The sequence below is a fragment of the Sphaerotilus mobilis genome (assembly GCF_004216565.1).
GTDB classification, from domain to species: domain Bacteria; phylum Pseudomonadota; class Gammaproteobacteria; order Burkholderiales; family Burkholderiaceae_C; genus Sphaerotilus; species Sphaerotilus mobilis.
On the sequence record NZ_SGWV01000007.1, the window covers coordinates 1 to 16,691 of the forward strand.

General features: G+C 67.9%; 17 protein-coding genes. 5 read left to right on the plus strand and 12 right to left on the minus strand.

Features of this window, described 5'->3' with window-relative positions:
* From EV685_RS00315 to EV685_RS00330, 4 genes are all read right to left on the minus strand, one after another.
* A partial coding sequence (locus EV685_RS00315; protein ID WP_165396674.1) for a Rieske 2Fe-2S domain-containing protein occupies positions 1 to 488 on the minus strand: 488 nt, incomplete at its 3' end.
* 35 nt (positions 489 to 523) lie between these two features.
* Positions 524 to 1,219 (minus strand): fumarylacetoacetate hydrolase family protein, encoded by a 696-nt coding sequence (locus EV685_RS00320; protein WP_130480013.1) that lies wholly within the window; start codon positions 1,217 to 1,219, stop codon positions 524 to 526.
* A 39-nt stretch (positions 1,220 to 1,258) separates the two neighbouring features.
* The gene (gene gtdA, locus EV685_RS00325) at positions 1,259 to 2,308 is read right to left on the minus strand and encodes a gentisate 1,2-dioxygenase (protein WP_130480014.1); all 1,050 of its coding nucleotides are present in this window, start codon (positions 2,306 to 2,308) and stop codon (positions 1,259 to 1,261) included.
* Positions 2,309 to 2,319: 11 nt separating this feature from the next.
* Entirely contained in the window at positions 2,320 to 3,303 is a 984-nt protein-coding gene (locus EV685_RS00330) for a 2Fe-2S iron-sulfur cluster-binding protein (RefSeq protein ID WP_130480015.1), read from the minus strand.
* Between the two features lie 121 nt (positions 3,304 to 3,424).
* Here EV685_RS00330 and EV685_RS00335 point away from each other — a divergent pair, with 121 nt between their 5' ends.
* Positions 3,425 to 4,336 carry a LysR family transcriptional regulator gene (locus EV685_RS00335; protein WP_130480016.1) on the plus strand — a complete coding sequence of 304 codons (912 nt, stop codon included), beginning with the start codon at positions 3,425 to 3,427 and terminating at the stop codon, positions 4,334 to 4,336.
* 85 nt (positions 4,337 to 4,421) lie between these two features.
* On the opposite strand, the gene EV685_RS00340 is transcribed toward EV685_RS00335, so the two are convergent.
* From EV685_RS00340 to EV685_RS00360, 5 genes are all read right to left on the minus strand, one after another.
* A complete protein-coding gene (locus EV685_RS00340; protein WP_130480017.1) occupies positions 4,422 to 5,873 on the minus strand; it encodes an aldehyde dehydrogenase in 1,452 nt (483 codons plus the stop codon).
* 43 nt (positions 5,874 to 5,916) lie between these two features.
* Entirely contained in the window at positions 5,917 to 7,680 is a 1,764-nt protein-coding gene (locus EV685_RS00345; RefSeq protein WP_130480018.1) for a GMC family oxidoreductase, read from the minus strand.
* Between the two features lie 181 nt (positions 7,681 to 7,861).
* A complete protein-coding gene (locus tag EV685_RS00350) occupies positions 7,862 to 9,106 on the minus strand; it encodes a helix-turn-helix domain-containing protein (protein ID WP_130480019.1) in 1,245 nt (414 codons plus the stop codon).
* 165 nt (positions 9,107 to 9,271) lie between these two features.
* Entirely contained in the window at positions 9,272 to 9,433 is a 162-nt protein-coding gene (locus EV685_RS00355) for a tannase/feruloyl esterase family alpha/beta hydrolase (RefSeq protein WP_165396675.1), read from the minus strand.
* Positions 9,434 to 9,440: 7 nt separating this feature from the next.
* On the minus strand, positions 9,441 to 9,704 hold the full coding sequence (locus EV685_RS00360; protein ID WP_130480021.1) for a hypothetical protein: 264 nt from the start codon (positions 9,702 to 9,704) through the stop codon (positions 9,441 to 9,443).
* A 623-nt stretch (positions 9,705 to 10,327) separates the two neighbouring features.
* On the opposite strand from EV685_RS00360, the gene EV685_RS00365 reads away from it, so the two are divergent.
* From EV685_RS00365 to EV685_RS00375, 3 genes are read left to right on the plus strand one after another with little or no spacing between them, the layout of a single operon-like run.
* On the plus strand, positions 10,328 to 10,696 hold the full coding sequence (locus EV685_RS00365; RefSeq protein WP_130480022.1) for a hypothetical protein: 369 nt from the start codon (positions 10,328 to 10,330) through the stop codon (positions 10,694 to 10,696).
* A complete protein-coding gene (gene stbB, locus EV685_RS00370; RefSeq protein WP_130480023.1) occupies positions 10,693 to 11,442 on the plus strand; it encodes a StbB family protein in 750 nt (249 codons plus the stop codon). The genes EV685_RS00365 and stbB overlap by 4 nt, the downstream gene beginning before the upstream one ends.
* Positions 11,439 to 11,900 carry a hypothetical protein gene (locus EV685_RS00375; RefSeq protein WP_130480024.1) on the plus strand — a complete coding sequence of 154 codons (462 nt, stop codon included), beginning with the start codon at positions 11,439 to 11,441 and terminating at the stop codon, positions 11,898 to 11,900. Before stbB ends, EV685_RS00375 begins: the two co-directional genes overlap by 4 nt.
* 193 nt (positions 11,901 to 12,093) lie before the next feature.
* On the opposite strand, the gene EV685_RS00380 is transcribed toward EV685_RS00375, so the two are convergent.
* The 3 genes from EV685_RS00380 to EV685_RS00390 all read right to left on the minus strand — a co-directional run bounded on the left by EV685_RS00380 (position 12,094) and on the right by EV685_RS00390 (position 16,057).
* Positions 12,094 to 12,987, minus strand: a complete 894-nt coding sequence (locus tag EV685_RS00380; RefSeq protein WP_420820792.1) for a DUF932 domain-containing protein — start codon at positions 12,985 to 12,987, stop codon at positions 12,094 to 12,096.
* Positions 12,988 to 13,059: 72 nt separating this feature from the next.
* Positions 13,060 to 13,578: a single-stranded DNA-binding protein gene (locus EV685_RS00385; RefSeq protein WP_130480025.1), complete on the minus strand. Its 519-nt coding sequence runs from the start codon at positions 13,576 to 13,578 to the stop codon at positions 13,060 to 13,062.
* A gap of 1,180 nt (positions 13,579 to 14,758) precedes the next feature.
* On the minus strand, positions 14,759 to 16,057 hold the full coding sequence (locus tag EV685_RS00390) for a T6SS phospholipase effector Tle1-like catalytic domain-containing protein (protein WP_130480026.1): 1,299 nt from the start codon (positions 16,055 to 16,057) through the stop codon (positions 14,759 to 14,761).
* Positions 16,058 to 16,529: 472 nt separating this feature from the next.
* Here EV685_RS00390 and EV685_RS20840 point away from each other — a divergent pair, with 472 nt between their 5' ends.
* Positions 16,530 to 16,685, plus strand: coding sequence for a transposase (locus EV685_RS20840; RefSeq protein WP_242615344.1), 156 nt, complete (start codon positions 16,530 to 16,532; stop codon positions 16,683 to 16,685).
* The last annotated feature ends 6 nt before the right edge of the window (positions 16,686 to 16,691 follow it).

Below are 16,691 nucleotides of genomic sequence, written 5' to 3' on the forward strand. Positions count from 1 at the left end.
CCGCGCACGGCGACTTTCAGCTTGGTCAGGCCATGGTCGCTGGTCTTGAAGTCCGAGGGCATGCCGCCGTGGACCTGGCCGTCCTGCTTGACGCCGCGCCGGAAGGGCACGCCCTGCAGGTCGCCATTGAGGCCGTAGCTCCATTGGTGATAGGGGCAGACGAAGTCCTTCGCCTTGCCGTGGCGCTCGCGGCAGAAGCGCATGCCGCGATGGGCGCAGACGTTCTCGACCACGTGGATCGAGCCGTCCGCATCGCGCACCAGGATGACCGAGCGCTCACCGACCACCGTGCGCTTGTAGTCGCCCGGCTCGGGGATCTCGGCCTCCAGGCCGACGTAGCACCAGTGGCCCTTGTAGAAGAAGCGCTCCAGCTCGCGCTGGTAGATCTGCGCATCGGTGTAGGCCAGGAAGGGGATGCGGTGGGTGCCGTCGCCCTCCCATTGCGGGGTGATCGGGAAGACCTTCGATGCGGTGGAAGGCTCGCTCATGGCTGTCTCCTGCTGTCGTCTTGTAGGGCGTGGTCTCAGGCGGTCACGCGGACCTCGATGGCGCCCAGGCCGTCGATCTGGCCGAGCATCACGTCGCCGGCCACCACCGCGTTCACACCCTCGGGCGTGCCGGTCATGATGATGTCGCCGGGCTCCAGGTCCTCGTACTCGGACAGATACGCGATCGACTCGGCCACCGACCAGATCAGCTTGGCGATGTCCGACGACTGGCGCGGCGCGCCGTTGACGGTCAGCGAGATCGTGGCCGACGCCGGATGACCGATGTCCTCGGCCCGGTGCAGCGCGCCGATGGGTGCGGACAGCGAGAACGACTTGCCGAACTCCCACGGCCGGCCCTTGTCGCGCGCGTCGAGCTGCAGGTCGCGGCGCGTCATGTCCAGGCCCACGGCATAGCCGTAGACGAGTTCGAGCGCCTGCGCGATCGGGATGTTGCGGCCGCCCTTGCCGAGCGCCACGACCAGCTCGATCTCATGGTGGTAGTTCGCCGTCTTGGGCGGATAGGGCACGCTCGTCGGCGAGGCGGCATCGACCACGGCCGAGGCCGGCTTCATGAAGAAGAACGGCGGTTCGCGGTCCGGGTCCTTGCCCATCTCGCGGGCGTGGGCGGCGTAGTTGCGGCCGACGCAGAACACGCGGTTGACGGGAAAGCGCTCGTCGCGCCCGGCGATGGCCAGCGTGTGCTGGCGGGGTGCCTCGATGGCAAGTTTCATGGGGTCTCCTTGAAGGTAGATGCTGTTCGACGTCGCGGATCAGAGCCGCTCGTCGCGCCACAGGCCCAGGGCCTGCTGGACCGGCCGGTCCGAGAAGCTGAAGAGGATGGACTGACGCCGCGCACGCAGCGTCAGCGTGTGCCACGAGGGCACGACGAACACGTCGTTCTCCTCGAAGGACCAGGACTGGTCGCCGACCTGCACCTCACCGCCGCCTTCCAGGCAGACGTGCACGGTGCCGTCGGTGCAGCGATAGGGACAGGTCTCGAAGCCAGCGGGCAGCAGTTGGGCAAAGGCGCCGATGGTCGGCATCGGCGAGGCGCCGGTGGCCGGGTTCACGTAGCGCAGCTTGTGGCCGTGGTGGGCATCGATCGGGCCGGCCGCGATGCCGGCCAGAGAGGCCTTGGTGCGCTCGAACGGGTAGACGAACACCTTGGTCGGATCAGCCAGCTTCGGCTGGTAGTCCATCGGCAGCATGTTCGAGCCGTAGCGCGCCAGCGCATCACCCTCGGGCCGCAGCGCATCCTGCGAGCTCTGCTCGCTGCGCTCGGCGAAGCCGGCATCGAGGAAGCGCACGATGGGGATGTCCAGCCCGTCCAGCCACACCACCGGCTCATTGCCCAGGTTGCCGTGGTCGTGCCAGGTCCAGGCCGGCGTGATGATGAAGTCGCCGCGTCGCATGGTCGTGCGCTCACCGTCCACCGCCGTGTAGGCGCCCTCGCCGTCCATCACCAGCCGCAGCGCGGACTGGGTGTGGCGATGCGCCGGAGCCACCTCGCCCGGAAGGATCAACTGCAGGCCGGCATAGAGCGACTGCGTGATGCACGACTGGCCGCGCAGCGCCGGGTTCTCGAGGATCAGCACGCGGCGTTCGGCCTGCTCGGCGGTGATGAGCCGACCGGCTTCGAGCACCTGGTCGCGCAGCTCGGCATAGCGCCAATGGGCGGCCTGGGCGGGCGAACGCGGCTGCGGCGGCACCAGCGCGCCGAGCACCTCCCACAGCGGGGTCATGTTCTTCTGGCCGATGCGGTCGTAGAAGGCCTGGCGCTGCTGCCGCGCCTCCGGGCTCAGGTTCTGGGGTGCATGCATGGTGGGGATCCTCAAGTTCCTTGTGCGTAGAAGGCGTCGGCGTAGACGTGGCGCGGGTCGATGCCCTTGCGGCGCGCCAGCACCGTGGCCGCCTCGACCATCGGCGGCGAGCCGCACAGGTAGGCGCGCCAGCCGGTCAGGTCGGGGAAATCCTGCTCGATCGCGTCGGTGACCATGCCGCAGCGGTGCACGCGCGGGTCGCCACCGGAGGTGACCACAGCGTGGACCTTCATGGCCGGGTGGTCGCGCTGGAGCTGCTGCAGCCAGTCCAGCCCGTAGATGTCGCGCGGCGAGCGCACACCGACGTAGATGTGGATCGGGTTGGCCATGCCAGCCGCGATGGCGCCGCGCACGATCGACAGGATGGGCGCGAGCCCCGTGCCACCGGCCACGCACAGGATGGGCATCTCGCCCTTGCGGCGCAGGAAGGCCGAACCCAGCGGCCCACTCACCTTGACCGCATCGCCGACCTTGAGCTGCTGGGCGATGTAGCCGGTGACGCGACCATCGGGCACCAGTCGGACGTGGAACTCGAGCGTGTCATCGCTGTCGAGTCCGGCCATCGAATAGGGCCGGACATGCTCGGCCGTGAACTGCAGTTGCGCGTACTGGCCGGGCGAGAACTCGATGCGCTTGGCCGGCTTGAGCACCAGGCGCTTGATGTCGTGGGTCAGGTCCTCGATGGCCAGCACGGTGGCCTTGATGATGCGCGCCGGATGCACGACCACCTCGTCCGGTTCGGGGATCTCGATCGTGCAGGGTTCGGTGATGAAGGTGCGACAGGCGAGGATGTGGTCGCCCTCGCCGAGCGGATGCTGCTGGGCCTGACCGCCTTCGAGCACCTCGCCATCGACCAGCCGGCAGCGGCAGGTGCCGCAGCGCCCAGCCAGGCAGGAGTACGACATCGGGATCTGGGCCGCACGCAGGACTTCCAGCAGGTTGTCGCCGGCTTCGACCTGGAGGATGCGGTTCAGCGGCTGGATCAGGACTTCCATGGGGACCTTGGTCTGGCCTGTGCGGCTTGTCTGGGATGGCCCGTATGGTCGTGGGAGGCCGTCATTCAGCCAATAACATCCGCCGTATATTGATCATCATGGACAGTGATAGGAGACAGCCATGGAGCTCAAGGACATCGACCTGAATCAGCTGGTCGTCTTCCAGCAGCTGATCGTCGAACGCCGGGTCTCGCGGGTGGCCGAGACGCTCGGGCTGACGCAGCCGGCGGTGAGCAACACGCTTGCCAAGATGCGGCGCCAGTTCGGCGACGAGCTGTTCCTGCGCACGCCGGCCGGCATGCTGCCCACGCCGTTTGCCGAGCAGCTGGCCGAGTCGGTGGGCTATGCGCTGGGCATGATCCAGAGCGGCCTGAACCAGCAGACCCGCTTCGACCCGGCGTCCTACAAGCGCGCCGTGACCATTGGCATGACCGACATCGGCGAGATCGTCTTCCTGCCCGCGCTGATGGACCGCGTTCGACAGGAGGCGCCCGGCGTCACGCTGAGCACCGTGCGCAATGCGGTGGTCAACCTGCGCGACGAGATGGAGGCCGGCAAGGTCGACTTGGCCATCGGCCTGCTGCCGCAGCTCAAGGCCGGTTTCTTCCAGCGTCGCCTGTTCCAGCAGCGTTATGTCTGCCTGTTCCGGCGCGGCCATGCGCTGGACAAGGCCCGCATCACGCTGCAGGACTACAGCCGCGCGGAACACCTGGTCGTGGTGTCGCCGGGCACCGGGCACGGCAAGGTCGACGAGTTGATCAAGCGCGCGGGCGTGGACCGCAGGGTCAGCCTGACGGTGCCGCACTTCGTCAGCGTCGGCCACATCCTGCAGGGCTCGGACCTCGTGGCCACCGTGCCCGAGCGGCTCGCCAAGCATCTGGTCGAGCCCTTCGGCCTGCGCTACGTCACCCACCCGGTCAAGCTGCCGGAAATCGCGATCAACCTGTTCTGGCACGCCAAGTCACACCGCTCGGCGGCCAGCCAATGGCTGCGCGGCGTGGTGGTGGACCTGTTCGCGGACGACGAGGGCTGAGGCGCCCGCGAACGTGACGACACCCCGCCACCTGCAGAGGTGACGGGGCGTCGGGATGTCCGGTCAGGCCGGCATCAAACGGTCATCAAACCGGATATTGCTGGACCGACGGCTCGATGGTGATCCACTTCAGCTCGGTGAACTCGTCGATCACCGCACGGCCGTCAAAGCGGCCGTAACCGCTGTCCTTGGTGCCGCCGTAGGGTGCCTGGGCCTCGTTCTGCACGGTCGCGCCGTTGACGTGGCAGGAACCGGTCTCGATCTCCATGGCGACGGCCAGTGCGCGGTTGACGTCGCGGCCGAACACGCCGGCCGACAGGCCGTAGGCCGTGTCGTTGGCCACCGCGATCGCCTCATCGACGCCGCGCACGCGCACGATGGTGGTGATCGGGCCGAAGGTCTCCTCGTCGTAGATCTTCATGCCGGGCTTGACGTGGTCGACGATGGTCGCGGGCATCAGCGCGCCGTCCGCACGGCCGCCGCAGGCCAACGTGGCGCCCTTGGCCAGCGCGTCGTCGATCATGGCGTTCAGGCGGTTGCCCGATTCCTTGGCCACCATCGGTCCGATCACGCACATGGCCTCGCGGCGCGGATCACCGGCCGGCAGTTCTTTCGCGCGGGCGGCGAACTTGGCGACGAACTCGTCGGCGATCGACTCGTCGACCACCAGACGCTCGGTCGACATGCAGATCTGGCCCTGGTACAGGAAGGAGCCAAACACGGCAGCCTTGACGGCCTCGTCAATGTTGGCGTCGTCGAGCACCACCAGCGGCGACTTGCCGCCCAGCTCCAGCAGGCAGCGCTTCAGATGGGTCGCGGCCTTCTGGGCAATGATGCGGCCCACGCGGGTCGAGCCGGTGAAGTTGATGCGACGCACCGCCTTGTGGGCGATCAGCGCGTCCATCACCTCGGGCGCGTCCTGCGGTGCGTTGGTCAGCACGTTCAGGACACCGGCGGGCAGGCCAGCCTCGACCAGCGCCTCGGCCACCAGCATGTGTGTGCGGGGGCTGGTCTCGGAGGCGCGGAACACCACGCTGTTGCCGCACACGATCGGGTAGGCGATGGCACGCGCGGCCAGCACCACCGGGCCGTTCCACGGCACGATGCTCAGCACCACGCCAGCTGGCTGGCGCACCGTCATCGACATCGCGCCGGGCTTGTCGGTCGGGATGGTCTCGCCCTGGATCTGCGTGGCCAGCGATGCGGCCTCGCGGAACAGGTTGGCGGCGAGGTAGACGTTGAAGCCGGCCCACAGCGCCGAAGCACCGACTTCAGCAGCCATCGCCTCGATGAAGGCGGGGGTCTTGGACTCCAGCACGTCGGCGGCCTTGAGCAGCACGCGGCGGCGCTCGGTCGGCCCCGTCAGACGCCACTTGCGGAAGGCCGCATGGGCCGATTCGACGGCGGCCGTGGCATCGGCGACGCTGGCGGCGGCCGAGCGCGTCACGAGTTCGCCAGTGGCGGGGTGACGCCGCTCGAAAGTCGCCTGGCCGGTGGCGGCACGCGCCTCGTTGTCGATGAGAAGTTGGGTTTCCATGGTGTGCTCCGTGATCTGGTGTTGATCGGTGATGCGTTCGGGTTCAGGCCTTGACGGGCGCGAGGATGTCGGCCATCTGCTCGCCGATCAGCGCGCAGGTGGCCATGGTCGCGACCGAGGCGATGCGCGGCATGATCGAGCTGTCGGCGATGCGCAGGCCCTTCACGCCATTGACGCGCAGCTGGGCGTCAACGACCGCCTTGCCGTCCTTGCCCATGCGGCAGGTGCCGGCCTGGTGGAAGTAGGTGGTGGCGCCGTCGCGCACGAAGTTCTCCATGTCCGCGCCGGTGAGCTTCTTGCCCGGTGCAACCTCGCGCTTGACGAAGTCGCGCATCGCCGCCGAGTTGCCGATCTCGCGGCTGACCTCGATGCCGTAGGCCAGCGCCTTGACGTCGTCCGGGTGGCTCAGGAAGCGGGCGTCGACGATCGGGCGATCGGCCGGATCGGCCGAGCGCAGGCGCACCGCACCGCGGCTCTTGGGGCCGACCAAACCGGCGCACAGGGCCCATGACGTCGGCGGGGGCGCGTACTGCTTGCCGACCACGTCGCTGGCATAGGGCAGCTCGATCTGCACCAGGTTCACGTCCGGCGTCACCAGCGAGGCGGCGCTCTTGAGGAAGCCGGACGCGTTGGCCGCGCTGTTGCGATGGGGCATGTGCTCCTTCGGCTCGAAGAGGCAGCCGCCGTGCAGCAGGTGATCCTGGAAGTTCTCGCCGACCTCGGGTGCGTTCACCCGGGTCTTGATGCCGTGCTGCCGCAGCTGCTCTTCCGGGCCGATGCCGCTGAGCATCAGCAGCTTGGGCGTGTTGATGCCACCGGAGCTGACGATCACCTCGGACTTGGCCTGCACCGTGCGGACCTTGCCGCCGATGTTGAGTTCGACGCCGGTGACGCGGTTGCCGTCGAAGGTCAGGCGGTCGACGTGGCTGCGCACCAGCAGCGTGACGTTCTTGCGCGCCAGCACCGGGTACAGATAGGACCGCGCCATGCTCTGGCGACGACCGTCGCGGATGATCTGGTTCATCAGCGCGAAGCCGCCCGAGCCCTCTTCACGCGCGCCGTTGAGGTCGTCCAGCACAGGCATGCCCAGGCTGCGGCAGGCCGCCAGCATGGCCGGTGCCATCGGGTGCGGATTGGCCGCGTGCTGGCACCACACCGGACCGCCCTTGCCGCGATAGCGCGCATCGGGCGTGCCCTGCCAGTTCTCCATGCGGCGGTAGATCGCCAGGCCCTGCTCGTAGCCCCAGCGGGCGTCACCGGCTTCCTGCGCCCAGTACTCGAGGTCGCCCTTGAAGGGGCGCGCCCAGATGGTCGCGTTGATGCTGCTGCCACCACCGACGACCTTGCCCATGTGCTCGGGGATCGCGCGGCCATTGGTCGACGGCGAGGCGATGGCGACGTCCTTCCAGTCGCGATCGGAGCCCAGGTTGGTGAACCACACGCTCGGGTCCAGCACCGACGGCGCGGTGTCCCAGTCACCGGCCTCGATCACGAGGATGCTGGCATCGGTGCGGGCCGCCAGGCGGCCGACCAATGCCGAGCCGGCGCTGCCGGTGCCGACGACGATGTAGTCGTAGGCACCTTGCAGCTTGGCCGCACGCTCGTCCTGATTGGCGCGCATCGCGTCGAGTTCATCGGCCAGCGCGCTCAGGCCGGTGGTCGCGAGACCGGCTGCGGTGACCGCCTGAATGAAGCCGCGACGGCTCAGGCGTCCTGCGATCAGGCCCTGCTCCAGTCGGTCCATCAGACGGTCAGCATCGGGGCTCAGGTCGGCCGAAGGGCCTTGCGGAAGGTACGGGTTCACCATGTTGAGGTCTCCTGTTGTGGGCGACGCGAGGTGCGTCTGATTCAGCGTCGAAGCTGTGCGTCGAAGATGTGCGTTGGACGTGACCTTAGGTGCCACATGCCGCTCGCACGCACATCGGGTTTGCCCCAGGCACTACCTGTTCCGATTGAGAACAACCGGCCAGGTGCCCAGGGTTGCGAACTCAGTGCGGACCGAGCGGACCGTGGCCCGCAACGTCCTTGAGGCGGCGATAGATCCAGCCGCGCGAGACCTTCAGCCGGCGAGCCGCCGCCGAGAGGTTGCCGCCGCACTCGCGCAAGACCTGCTGGATCAGCTCGTCATTGAGGTCACGCAGCGAGCGGTCCGCGAGGTCGAGCGGCGCGGCCAGGGCGCCCCCCTCCTGGCAGGCGACCGGCTCCACAGCGGCGGCGGATACCTGCATGGCCGGCATGACCTCTTCGGTCACGACCGGGGGCACGGCCGCATGCAGCTCACGGCGACCGTCACGGGCCGTCATGTCGGCCCGGGCCCACACCGTCAGCCCGTTGGGCAGCGGCAGCGGTGCCGCACCGCTGGAAGGCAGCGAGGCCAGTCGATCGAGCGAGAGCGCAAAGGCGTGTTCGGCCAGCGGCATCACCAGATCCGGCACCGGCCCGGACGAGAGCCCGAGAATGCGCGCGCCCACGTCGTTGAACCAGGCCACTCGACCGCTGCGATCAACCCCGATCAGCCCCACGGTGACCGAATCCAGCAAGGTCGGCGAGACCTGCACGCGGATGACCAGATGATCGTCGGACTGGGCCACCAGCAGCCGGTTCTCTATGGCGCTGGCGAAGTGCGACGCCACGGCGGCCGCGTCGAACTGGAAGGGGATGGATTCGCTGGAGATGTCGAACACGCCGGCCACCCGCCCGCGCACGTCGCGGATCGGCGCGGCCGCGCAGTGCATCTGTCGAACGCCTTCGAAGAAGTGCTCGACACCCTGGACGTTGACGGAACGCCCGGTGCGGATCACCACACCCGGCGCGGTCGTGCCGACCGCCTCTTCGGACAGGTCCACGCCGATGCGCGTGGCCACCGGCATCAGCGACTCGTGTGGCCGGCCGGCGCAGGTCGCGCCGATGATCACGCCGCTCGCGTCCGACAGCATCGCCGCGCAACTGGTCGTGCCCAGCAGCATCTGCAGCTGCGCGATCTCCGCATCCCAGGCCTGCGTCAGGGCCCGGTTGCGTTGCAGGGCCAGATGGGCCCGGCTGACCGTGACGGGCTGGAACTCGACGTCGCCCGAGGGGCTGGCATGCGTGCGCTGGCACCGCGCCCACGACTGGAACACCGCCTCGCTGATCACGCCGGTCGGCGGCACGCCTTCTTCGAACCAGCGCCGCCTCGCCAGTTCGACGACGGCGTGGCGCGAGGAGAAGAAGGGACTGGCGGCGTAGGGTGACATGGCGGGACTCCGATGCCATCCGTGCGCGAACCTTCCGCACCGGATGGTCTGCCGTTCGAGGCAGCGGATCGTCCGGTATCGGTCGGCTCGTCACAATGCACAAACGGCGATGTGGCACATCACCGGTTGTGATGTTGGCCGACCCTCGCGCGCCGGCCACCCCGTTCAATGACAGCCGTAGCTCGCAGCCGCCGTCACCGCACCGCTGCCCGAATAGGTGATCTTCTTCGGATACACGCACAGCGGCAGCGACACCACGTTGTTCGACGAGCTGACGGTGATGGCGTCGGGCACAGTGCCCTGCTCCACCCAGTCCTTCAGCGCCATGAACATCTCATCGCGACCTCGCGCCGACTGCTGGACCGGCTTCGAGCCGGCCGGTGTGCGCGAAGCCCGGCACGTGGTAGTGGCGGAAGAAGGATTGCGTGAAGTCCACGCGTTCGGAATTGGCTCGGACCAACGCAGCGACGCTCTCGGCGTGACGTCCACCAATTACCAAGATCGGCACCTGGGCGAGCAATCCAACAAGGTAGGCCGCACGTGGCAGGCCTGCACTGGGTGCGACCTCGTCCATCCGTCGCACCTCTTCGGCCTTCATGCGGATTGTCAGTTTGACCGTCCCAGTCGATGCCGCCTACACGTCCGACCGCGCCGCGATGATGCACTCTCCCGCCAGACCCAACTCACGGGCCACAGCCGTTCTCAAGAGCACCTACACGGTCATGCGATCAACTTGGGCACGCGCCACCAGTACGGCCTTCAGGCCGCGCATGTCGACGGCGACGAAGTCGAGGTTCATGGTGGGGATGGACGGATAAGGGACGGATCGAGGGACTTGTGAAATCGGCGGCAGACCGCCTATCTCTGCACTCACCTCCGTCTGAAGTCTGGACCCGATTCAAGGCCTCAAGACCGATGACGTCCGGTCTCGAATCACCGTTTTCGCGCACCCCGGGACCTGTTGGCGACCCGAATCCGATCCACATCCGAAGCAAATCCGGAGCAGAACCGGAACAGGACCGAACCGCTTCCGATCCGCATCCGGAACAGATCCGGCGCACAACCGGCACAAAACCGGAACAGATCCGAAACAGCCGATCACCACGCGCTTGTCTCAGGTCGTCCCAGGCGGTTCGCGCGACAGATCGGACCCCGAATCCATCGCTCCTCTGGGCCTCGTTCCGGTCGAGATTCGATGCGTCACCGATGCAGCCCGATCGCATGCACCTGCAACCCACACGCCCGCCAGGCCGTGCCAACCGCAAGGCCCTGGTCCACGCCGCCGAGATCCGGCGGCTGCGGGCGAGCGGCTACAGCCTGGAGGCCATCCGCCACATGCTGGCGGCCGTCGGCGTGGTGGTCAGCCGCTCCACGGTCCATCGCGAGGTGACACGGCCCGACGCCCGCGTGCCGACACCGCCTCCAGTCGCGTCGACCGTCGGCCCACCGATCCCGGCGCCCGCTGCGGCGGTGCCGTGGCTCGGTCCGACGCCCTTTGCCACCGACCCGCGCAGTGGCAAGGAGATCGCCGAGGCCTTCATGAAGGGCCACATCACCAACCCCTTGATGCAAGTGAGGAACCCACGATGAAAGTCGCCGTGATCAGCTTCTCCGGGAACGTGGGCAAGACCACGATCGCCCGCCACCTGCTCGCCCCCCGTCTGCCCGGTGCGTCGCTCGTCTCCATCGAGAGCATCAACGCGGGCGAGGGCGAAGACCACGTCATCCGGGGCCGCCAGTTCGCCGAGCTGCAGGAGTTCCTGCAGGTGGTCGACGACGCCGTCGTCGACATCGGCGCGAGCAACGTCGAGGAGCTGCTGGGCCTGATGCGCCGCTACCGGGGCAGCCACGAGGACTTCGACCACTACGTCGTCCCGACGGTGCCGGCGGCCAAGCAGCAGCAGGACACCATCGCCACGCTGGCCGAGCTCTCGCGCATCGGCATCCCGCCCGACAAGGTGCGCGTGGTCTTCAACATGGTCGAAGACGAGCGCGAGCTCGAGCGGGTGTTCGAGCCGGTGCTGGCCTTCGCGCGGATGACGTCACTTGCCCGGGTCACGCCCGAGTGCAGGCTTGGCAGCAACGAGGTCTACGGGCACGCCAAGGGCAGTGGTGTCGACCTGGCGACCCTGGCCGCCGACCCGACCGACTACAAGGCGCAGATCGCAGCAACGTCCGACAGCACCGAGCGTCTGGCGCTGGCGCAGCGGCTGGCCATCCGCCGCCTGGCCATCGGCGTCGTGCCCGAGCTCGATGCCTGCTTTGCAGCGCTGCGCCTCGGGGCATCGACCTCGGACACCTCTCAGCGGCATCACCCGTCGAGGTCCGCACCGTGAGCCGCCCCAGCACCACCCGCGAGGCCCTGATCGCCGAGGCCATCGGCGACCTGGGTCAGCTGCTGCAACAGGTCGAGCAGACCCAGGCAGCCTTGCGGGCGTCCGACCTCGCGCTGAAGGAGTCGGCCGCCACGCTGGTGCAGCAGTCCACCAAGTTCCAGGCTGCCGTGGCCCAGGGCAGCAGCCGCGCCAAGGTCGAGCTCGGGCTTCACATCGCCAAGCAGGCGACGCGCACGCTTGAGGAGATGGTGTCGGTGCAGACCCAGGCGATGAACGAGACCACGCGCACCTGCTTCGCCCAGCAAATCGAGCCACAGATCCAGCGGCTGGTGCAGCCCCTGAACCGGTTGCACGATCGACTGGAACGACCTTGGGAACGGTGGATGCTGCACGCCGCGACGGCGCTGTGCTCGTCGACGATGACCTGGGCCGTGACGGTCTACCTGCTCCGGCGCTGAGGTCTCGGCAAGCCACGGACCTCTGCCCGGCGGCCGACCCTCGACGGGTCGCGGCCGGGCCTCGCGAGCTGGCCGCCATGCGGCCGGCGAGCCGCTTTTTGGGTGACCCAACCGTCTCGGGCGCGCACGACGACGCGCCGGCCCCTCGTCGGAGCCGGCACGTTCGATGGCATTACCCGTGGGGCGGGGTGGCTCAGGCCTTGAGCCTGCGCATCTCCTCGGCCAGGATCCACAAAGCCCGGTTGATGTTGACGCTGCGGTCGATGCTGCCGACCGGGCGGGTCTCGATGCGGCGACCCTGGGCGCTGCGGCCAGGCAAGCCTCCGCGCAGGGCGTTTTCCTGCACGCGCTGGAAGGTGTTCCACAGGCTGGAGCCGACGTCCTCGATGCGGCGCGGCATCGTCAGCTGCGCGGCGGTGATCGGCGCGGGGCTGAGGCCGTCGACGGTCTCGCCGAAGCGCAGGGCCAGCGCGGCGGTCGCGAAGGCGTGTTCCTCGTCATCGTCCAGCGTCAGCGCCTTCATCGCCTGGGTCGACTCGCCGACGGCCTGGAAGTCGTCGAGCACCCGGAAGGCGCCTTCGATGACGTCGTGCTGGACGTTGCCCTTGTGGGGAATGCGGATGTCGTGGGCGGTCTGGCCGACCACCAGGCCGTTGCAGCAGACGAAACGGAAGACACCCGCGAGCATCTGGTAGGCGCTGGCCCCGTCATGGCTGTTGATCAGGATGATCTCGTGGGCCTCGCTGCGCGCCTGGACCTGGCCGGCGTGGCGCATGCGGATCATGTGCTTGGTGTACGCGGTCTTGCCCTCGATCCGGCTCTGGCTCTGCGCGACCATGAAGGGCTCGAAGCCTTCGCGCTTGAGGCCGCGCAGGACATCGATGGTTGGGATGTAGGCGTAGCGCTCGGAGCGGCTGGCGTGCTTGCCTTCGGCAAAGATCGACGGCGCGGTGCGACGCATCTGGTCGTCGTCCATCGGCGTCTCGCTGCGCACCACCCGGGTGTTGCGCGCGAAGCGGGTGGCGAGCTGGGCGCGGCCCTGGCTGAACATGGGGATGGGCGCGGGGCTGGTCGTGGTCGTGAACATGGCGGTTCCTTCGGTGTGCGGTGGAAGGACCGGGCCGGCGATCTCTCAGGGGGCCGACCCGGTCGAGCGGCTTCAGGCGGCGGACTGGGCGGGCTGGCGGTCGGCGCGCGGCTTGTGCGCTCCGCGCGGGGCGCGGGTCTGGTGGGCGCTGGCGGCGGTGGCCGGCGTGCGGGCATCCATGCGGGCATCCGTGCGGGTGTCGGCGTCCTCGTGCGGCTCCGACTGGCCTTCGCGCTCGCGGCGCGCTTCGGACTCGGCGCGGCTGTCGAGGTAGTCGATCTCGTCGGCCGTGAAGGTCAGCGTGTGCACGGTCTCTCCGTCCTTCTCGTACCGGTGGTTCCGGACCCGGCCGATGATGTTGACGTGCGAGCCCTTGCCGAGGTAGCGCGCCGCGTTCTCGGCCTGGGCGCCCCACAAGGTCCACTGGATCGCGGTAGCTTCCTCGTTGCGGTTGTCGCCGGAGCCGCGGCGGTTGTTGCTGATCGCGGTGAGCACGGCGCGGGCGATCGGGCCTTCGCGGCCATTGACGGTGTCGAGCTTGACGGCGCCGGCCAGGTGGGCGTGGCGCTGGGTGACGTGGACGTGGGCCATGACGGTCTCCAAGGGTGAGCGCATCGGCCGGATCCCGATCCGGGAGTCCTGGAAACCGATCCTCTCGCTTGGACCTTCCTCGCACCCGCCCACGGGCGGGCGGGGGGTGGGCAGGGCCCCTTCCCTCACGGGAAGGGGTTGGGGATGGGTGGGGTTGTGCCCAGCAGCCGACGCGGTGCGCCAGTCTCCTGGCCCACCGCTGAAAGATCCCCCCACAAGTCCCCCTCGCCCACAGGACGGGGGCTTGTGGGGGGAGCGCGGTGGGCCGGTCTGGCGCAGGGCTGCCTCCTGTGTGCGGGCGGCGCAGAGAATCGGAGCCGACCGCGATGACCTGAACCCCGGCGGCTCTGCGGCCGACGTGCCCCCGAGGGAGCGACAGCGGACGACTGGCGCGGCGGGCGAGACGGGGCGAGCCGGCTCGGCTGTTCGGCTGTTGGGGTGGGTGTTCGCGCGGCCCGGGAGTGAGCGTGGCGGGTGATCGGTGATGCCGATCAGCCGCGAGGTAAACGAAGAGCGCCGACCGGCTGTTCGGCCAGCGGGCCGGCCTGGGCGGCGCAGCTGCTCAGGCGGTTTCCGGCTTCAGGCCAGCGATCACCGGGCACCGGAACAGGCCACGCACCTCATGACCGCTGGCACCGCCGGCCTGGCCGAGTTGCGTCAGGGACGGCCGCCCGGGAGGGGCGAGACGCAGGACGCAGTCCGAAGACTCGACGCGAAGCGCAACGGCCCGACCGAGCTGAGCGAGGGGACGCCCGGTGTCCATGGTGAAGGACTGCTATGCAGCGGGTGCGGCCGGTCGCGGCCGGCCTGTGAACTCACTCAGTTCCATCAAGCAGACGTTTGGTTTGGCCGTCAGGGCTGGCCCGAGCGACAGCAATGTGAGGTGCTGCTGACATATCGGGTGCCGGGATCGGGCCGGCATCGTCGCAACCAGGTCAATGACCGCCAGGTATCCATGAAACCGGCAGCAGCCCAGTCTTCTCGACAACATACGCGGCAGCGCGGCTACCCTCGGGCGGCTCGTCAACGACGATTGGGGCTGACGATCCCAGAAGATTCTCCCCATAGTGGCAACCATCTTATGGCAAATAATCACATGACACTGGCCGGCAGCAGCCGTTGCAAGATTGAGTCCGACCGGCGCGTCTCCATTACTCCGTGCTTAGACCGCGTACGCTCATTAACCTAGGAGCGACCTTGCCTCTGAACTTTGCCCAGTTTCCGGAAATGTTGCCAAGCGTGCATGTCGCGGGCGATAGCCGGGCAGTGCCAGAATCCTCTGAACAACCGAATCGTCGAGCATTGAATTCTTCGACAACGTCCGATACGCACCGAGATTCAACCGCAGTCGGTTCTTCCAGACCCAAGCACTTCCTACCTGCACGCGCTCACTCACCAGCTTAGGAAAGACCTCAGCGGGCCACCAAACCTTGGTAAGCGAGACGTGGGCCGGCTCGACCCAGGACTGCATCGCCGCAGCGTCGGCCAGAACGGCTTCAACGCTGCCGGGCGCCTCAGCACCAACTTCTGGCGTGAGGCCGACGCGGATCACACGCTCGAGACGCGCCACGTCGAAAGCCAAGCCATGCAAATGCGCATTAGCCACCATCCAGCAGAAGGCGACGCGCCAGAGCGAACCTTGCTCCGGCGGATACCCGCCGCCGACGTCGGCATGTACCCCGGGAAACCAGCGTTCGACCAAGTCTTGCCCAAACTCGGCGGGCCCGGCGCTGAAGCGGTTCTGCCGGAAGAAGGCACGGCGCTCGTCCAAGGCGATCGCGTGACGCACGATCGCCACACCCGGATTGAACGCGGTGAACGGCAGGCTCAATGGCTCCCAGAACCAGCCGACCGACTTAACCGTATCCCATACGCCAATGAAGTGAACCGGCAAGCGCCGCTCGGACTGGCCAGGCACGTCGCGCGCAAAGGCATCGCGCCACGCCGCGCAGAAGTCCCGGTAGGGACCAGAGGGCTCCACGCCGGGCTTGACTGCCCCTTGCGTACCGGCCGCCTTGTACTCGCGGCTCGACGACATGAACTTGCGCATCAGATAAGGAAGCAGATTCTCGCTGCCCGCAGGCAACAGGCCGAACAAGTGCAGCAACGCGGCAAGCGCGCGCGCCGTATAAGCGCCACGACTGAAGCCAAAGATGTAGATGTGGTCGCCCGGGCGCCAGTGCTCCATAAGGTAGCGGTAGCCGCCGGTGATCTTTCCGTTGAGGCCGACCCCGAACGCCAAGCCCGCGATCTCTGAGATCTTCTTGCCAATGCCCGTGAACAGGCCTGGTTCGGGGAGCGTACCTACGCCCGGGTCGTAGTAGACGAGCTGCCGACGCGGATCTCGCTCGAGCGACTGCACAAGGCGCACGACATTGGTGTTCTCGCTGCCGAACTTGTTGTTAGTGCCGTCGAAGCAGATGATCAGGTTGCGCGGCGCGGGCGATCGGTTGTCGTCGGGCGCGGTGTCTAGGGCCATGGGGCAAAAGCAGAAGTGGCGGGCGTAGCCGATGCTGATCGCGCCACACGCGCTGTGTCAAGGCGCCCGCCCCCCCTCCCCCCGAACCCGATGACATCGCCGACCTGCGGCGCAATTCTTTCAGCCGAGCGTCAGTCAAGCACGCAGGGTGCTCTCACTGCCAAGATCGCATTCACGACAGCCGCATCACTCCGCGGTCGAGACTCCAACATGATTGCTTTCGGTACCTAGGACCCCTCCGTCACCCAACAGGGCGCTTCTCTAAACCTCCATGTTCGCCCGCAGCCTGAACCTGCACCATCGGCGCCATGATCACGCGACGCATCAAGCCCTCGGGCTTCTTCCCTGAGGAAGAAGTGTTTCCACGACCTGTTCCTGGCGCGCCAGCGCAGGGCCAAGCTCGAGGGCTACGGGCAGACGCTGGCGGCGATCGATGCGCTGGTGGACTTCGCGGCGATGGTCGTGGCAGTTGATGTGGCCTGTCCGCGCGCGGATCGCAAGAAGGGCGGGCGGGCGCACGCCGTACCCGCCGACCGGGGTGCTGGTGCGCATGGTCTTCCCGCAAGGGCTCTACAACCTGTCGGACGAGCAGTGCGAGCACCAGGTGCTCGACCGGCTGAGCTTCTAGCGCTTC

What these genes read in the sequence shown, in the direction of transcription:
- EV685_RS00355 (WP_165396675.1), bottom strand. Translation starts at nt 9,433, where the DNA reads ATGGCGCTGAAGGACTGGGTGGAGCAGGGCACTGTGCCCGACGCCATC.
- EV685_RS00330 (WP_130480015.1), bottom strand. Translation starts at nt 3,303, where the DNA reads ATGGAAGTCCTGATCCAGCCGCTGAACCGCATCCTCCAGGTCGAAGCC.
- EV685_RS00335 (WP_130480016.1), top strand. Translation starts at nt 3,425, where the DNA reads ATGGAGCTCAAGGACATCGACCTGAATCAGCTGGTCGTCTTCCAGCAG.
- EV685_RS00385 (WP_130480025.1), bottom strand. Translation starts at nt 13,578, where the DNA reads ATGGCCCACGTCCACGTCACCCAGCGCCACGCCCACCTGGCCGGCGCC.
- EV685_RS00345 (WP_130480018.1), bottom strand. Translation starts at nt 7,680, where the DNA reads ATGGTGAACCCGTACCTTCCGCAAGGCCCTTCGGCCGACCTGAGCCCC.
- EV685_RS00320 (WP_130480013.1), bottom strand. Translation starts at nt 1,219, where the DNA reads ATGAAACTTGCCATCGAGGCACCCCGCCAGCACACGCTGGCCATCGCC.
- EV685_RS00390 (WP_130480026.1), bottom strand. Translation starts at nt 16,057, where the DNA reads ATGGCCCTAGACACCGCGCCCGACGACAACCGATCGCCCGCGCCGCGC.
- gtdA (WP_130480014.1), bottom strand. Translation starts at nt 2,308, where the DNA reads ATGCATGCACCCCAGAACCTGAGCCCGGAGGCGCGGCAGCAGCGCCAG.
- EV685_RS00365 (WP_130480022.1), top strand. Translation starts at nt 10,328, where the DNA reads ATGCACCTGCAACCCACACGCCCGCCAGGCCGTGCCAACCGCAAGGCC.
- EV685_RS00360 (WP_130480021.1), bottom strand. Translation starts at nt 9,704, where the DNA reads ATGAAGGCCGAAGAGGTGCGACGGATGGACGAGGTCGCACCCAGTGCA.
- EV685_RS00340 (WP_130480017.1), bottom strand. Translation starts at nt 5,873, where the DNA reads ATGGAAACCCAACTTCTCATCGACAACGAGGCGCGTGCCGCCACCGGC.
- EV685_RS20840 (WP_242615344.1), top strand. Translation starts at nt 16,530, where the DNA reads ATGTGGCCTGTCCGCGCGCGGATCGCAAGAAGGGCGGGCGGGCGCACG.
- EV685_RS00380 (WP_420820792.1), bottom strand. Translation starts at nt 12,987, where the DNA reads ATGTTCACGACCACGACCAGCCCCGCGCCCATCCCCATGTTCAGCCAG.
- stbB (WP_130480023.1), top strand. Translation starts at nt 10,693, where the DNA reads ATGAAAGTCGCCGTGATCAGCTTCTCCGGGAACGTGGGCAAGACCACG.
- EV685_RS00350 (WP_130480019.1), bottom strand. Translation starts at nt 9,106, where the DNA reads ATGTCACCCTACGCCGCCAGTCCCTTCTTCTCCTCGCGCCACGCCGTC.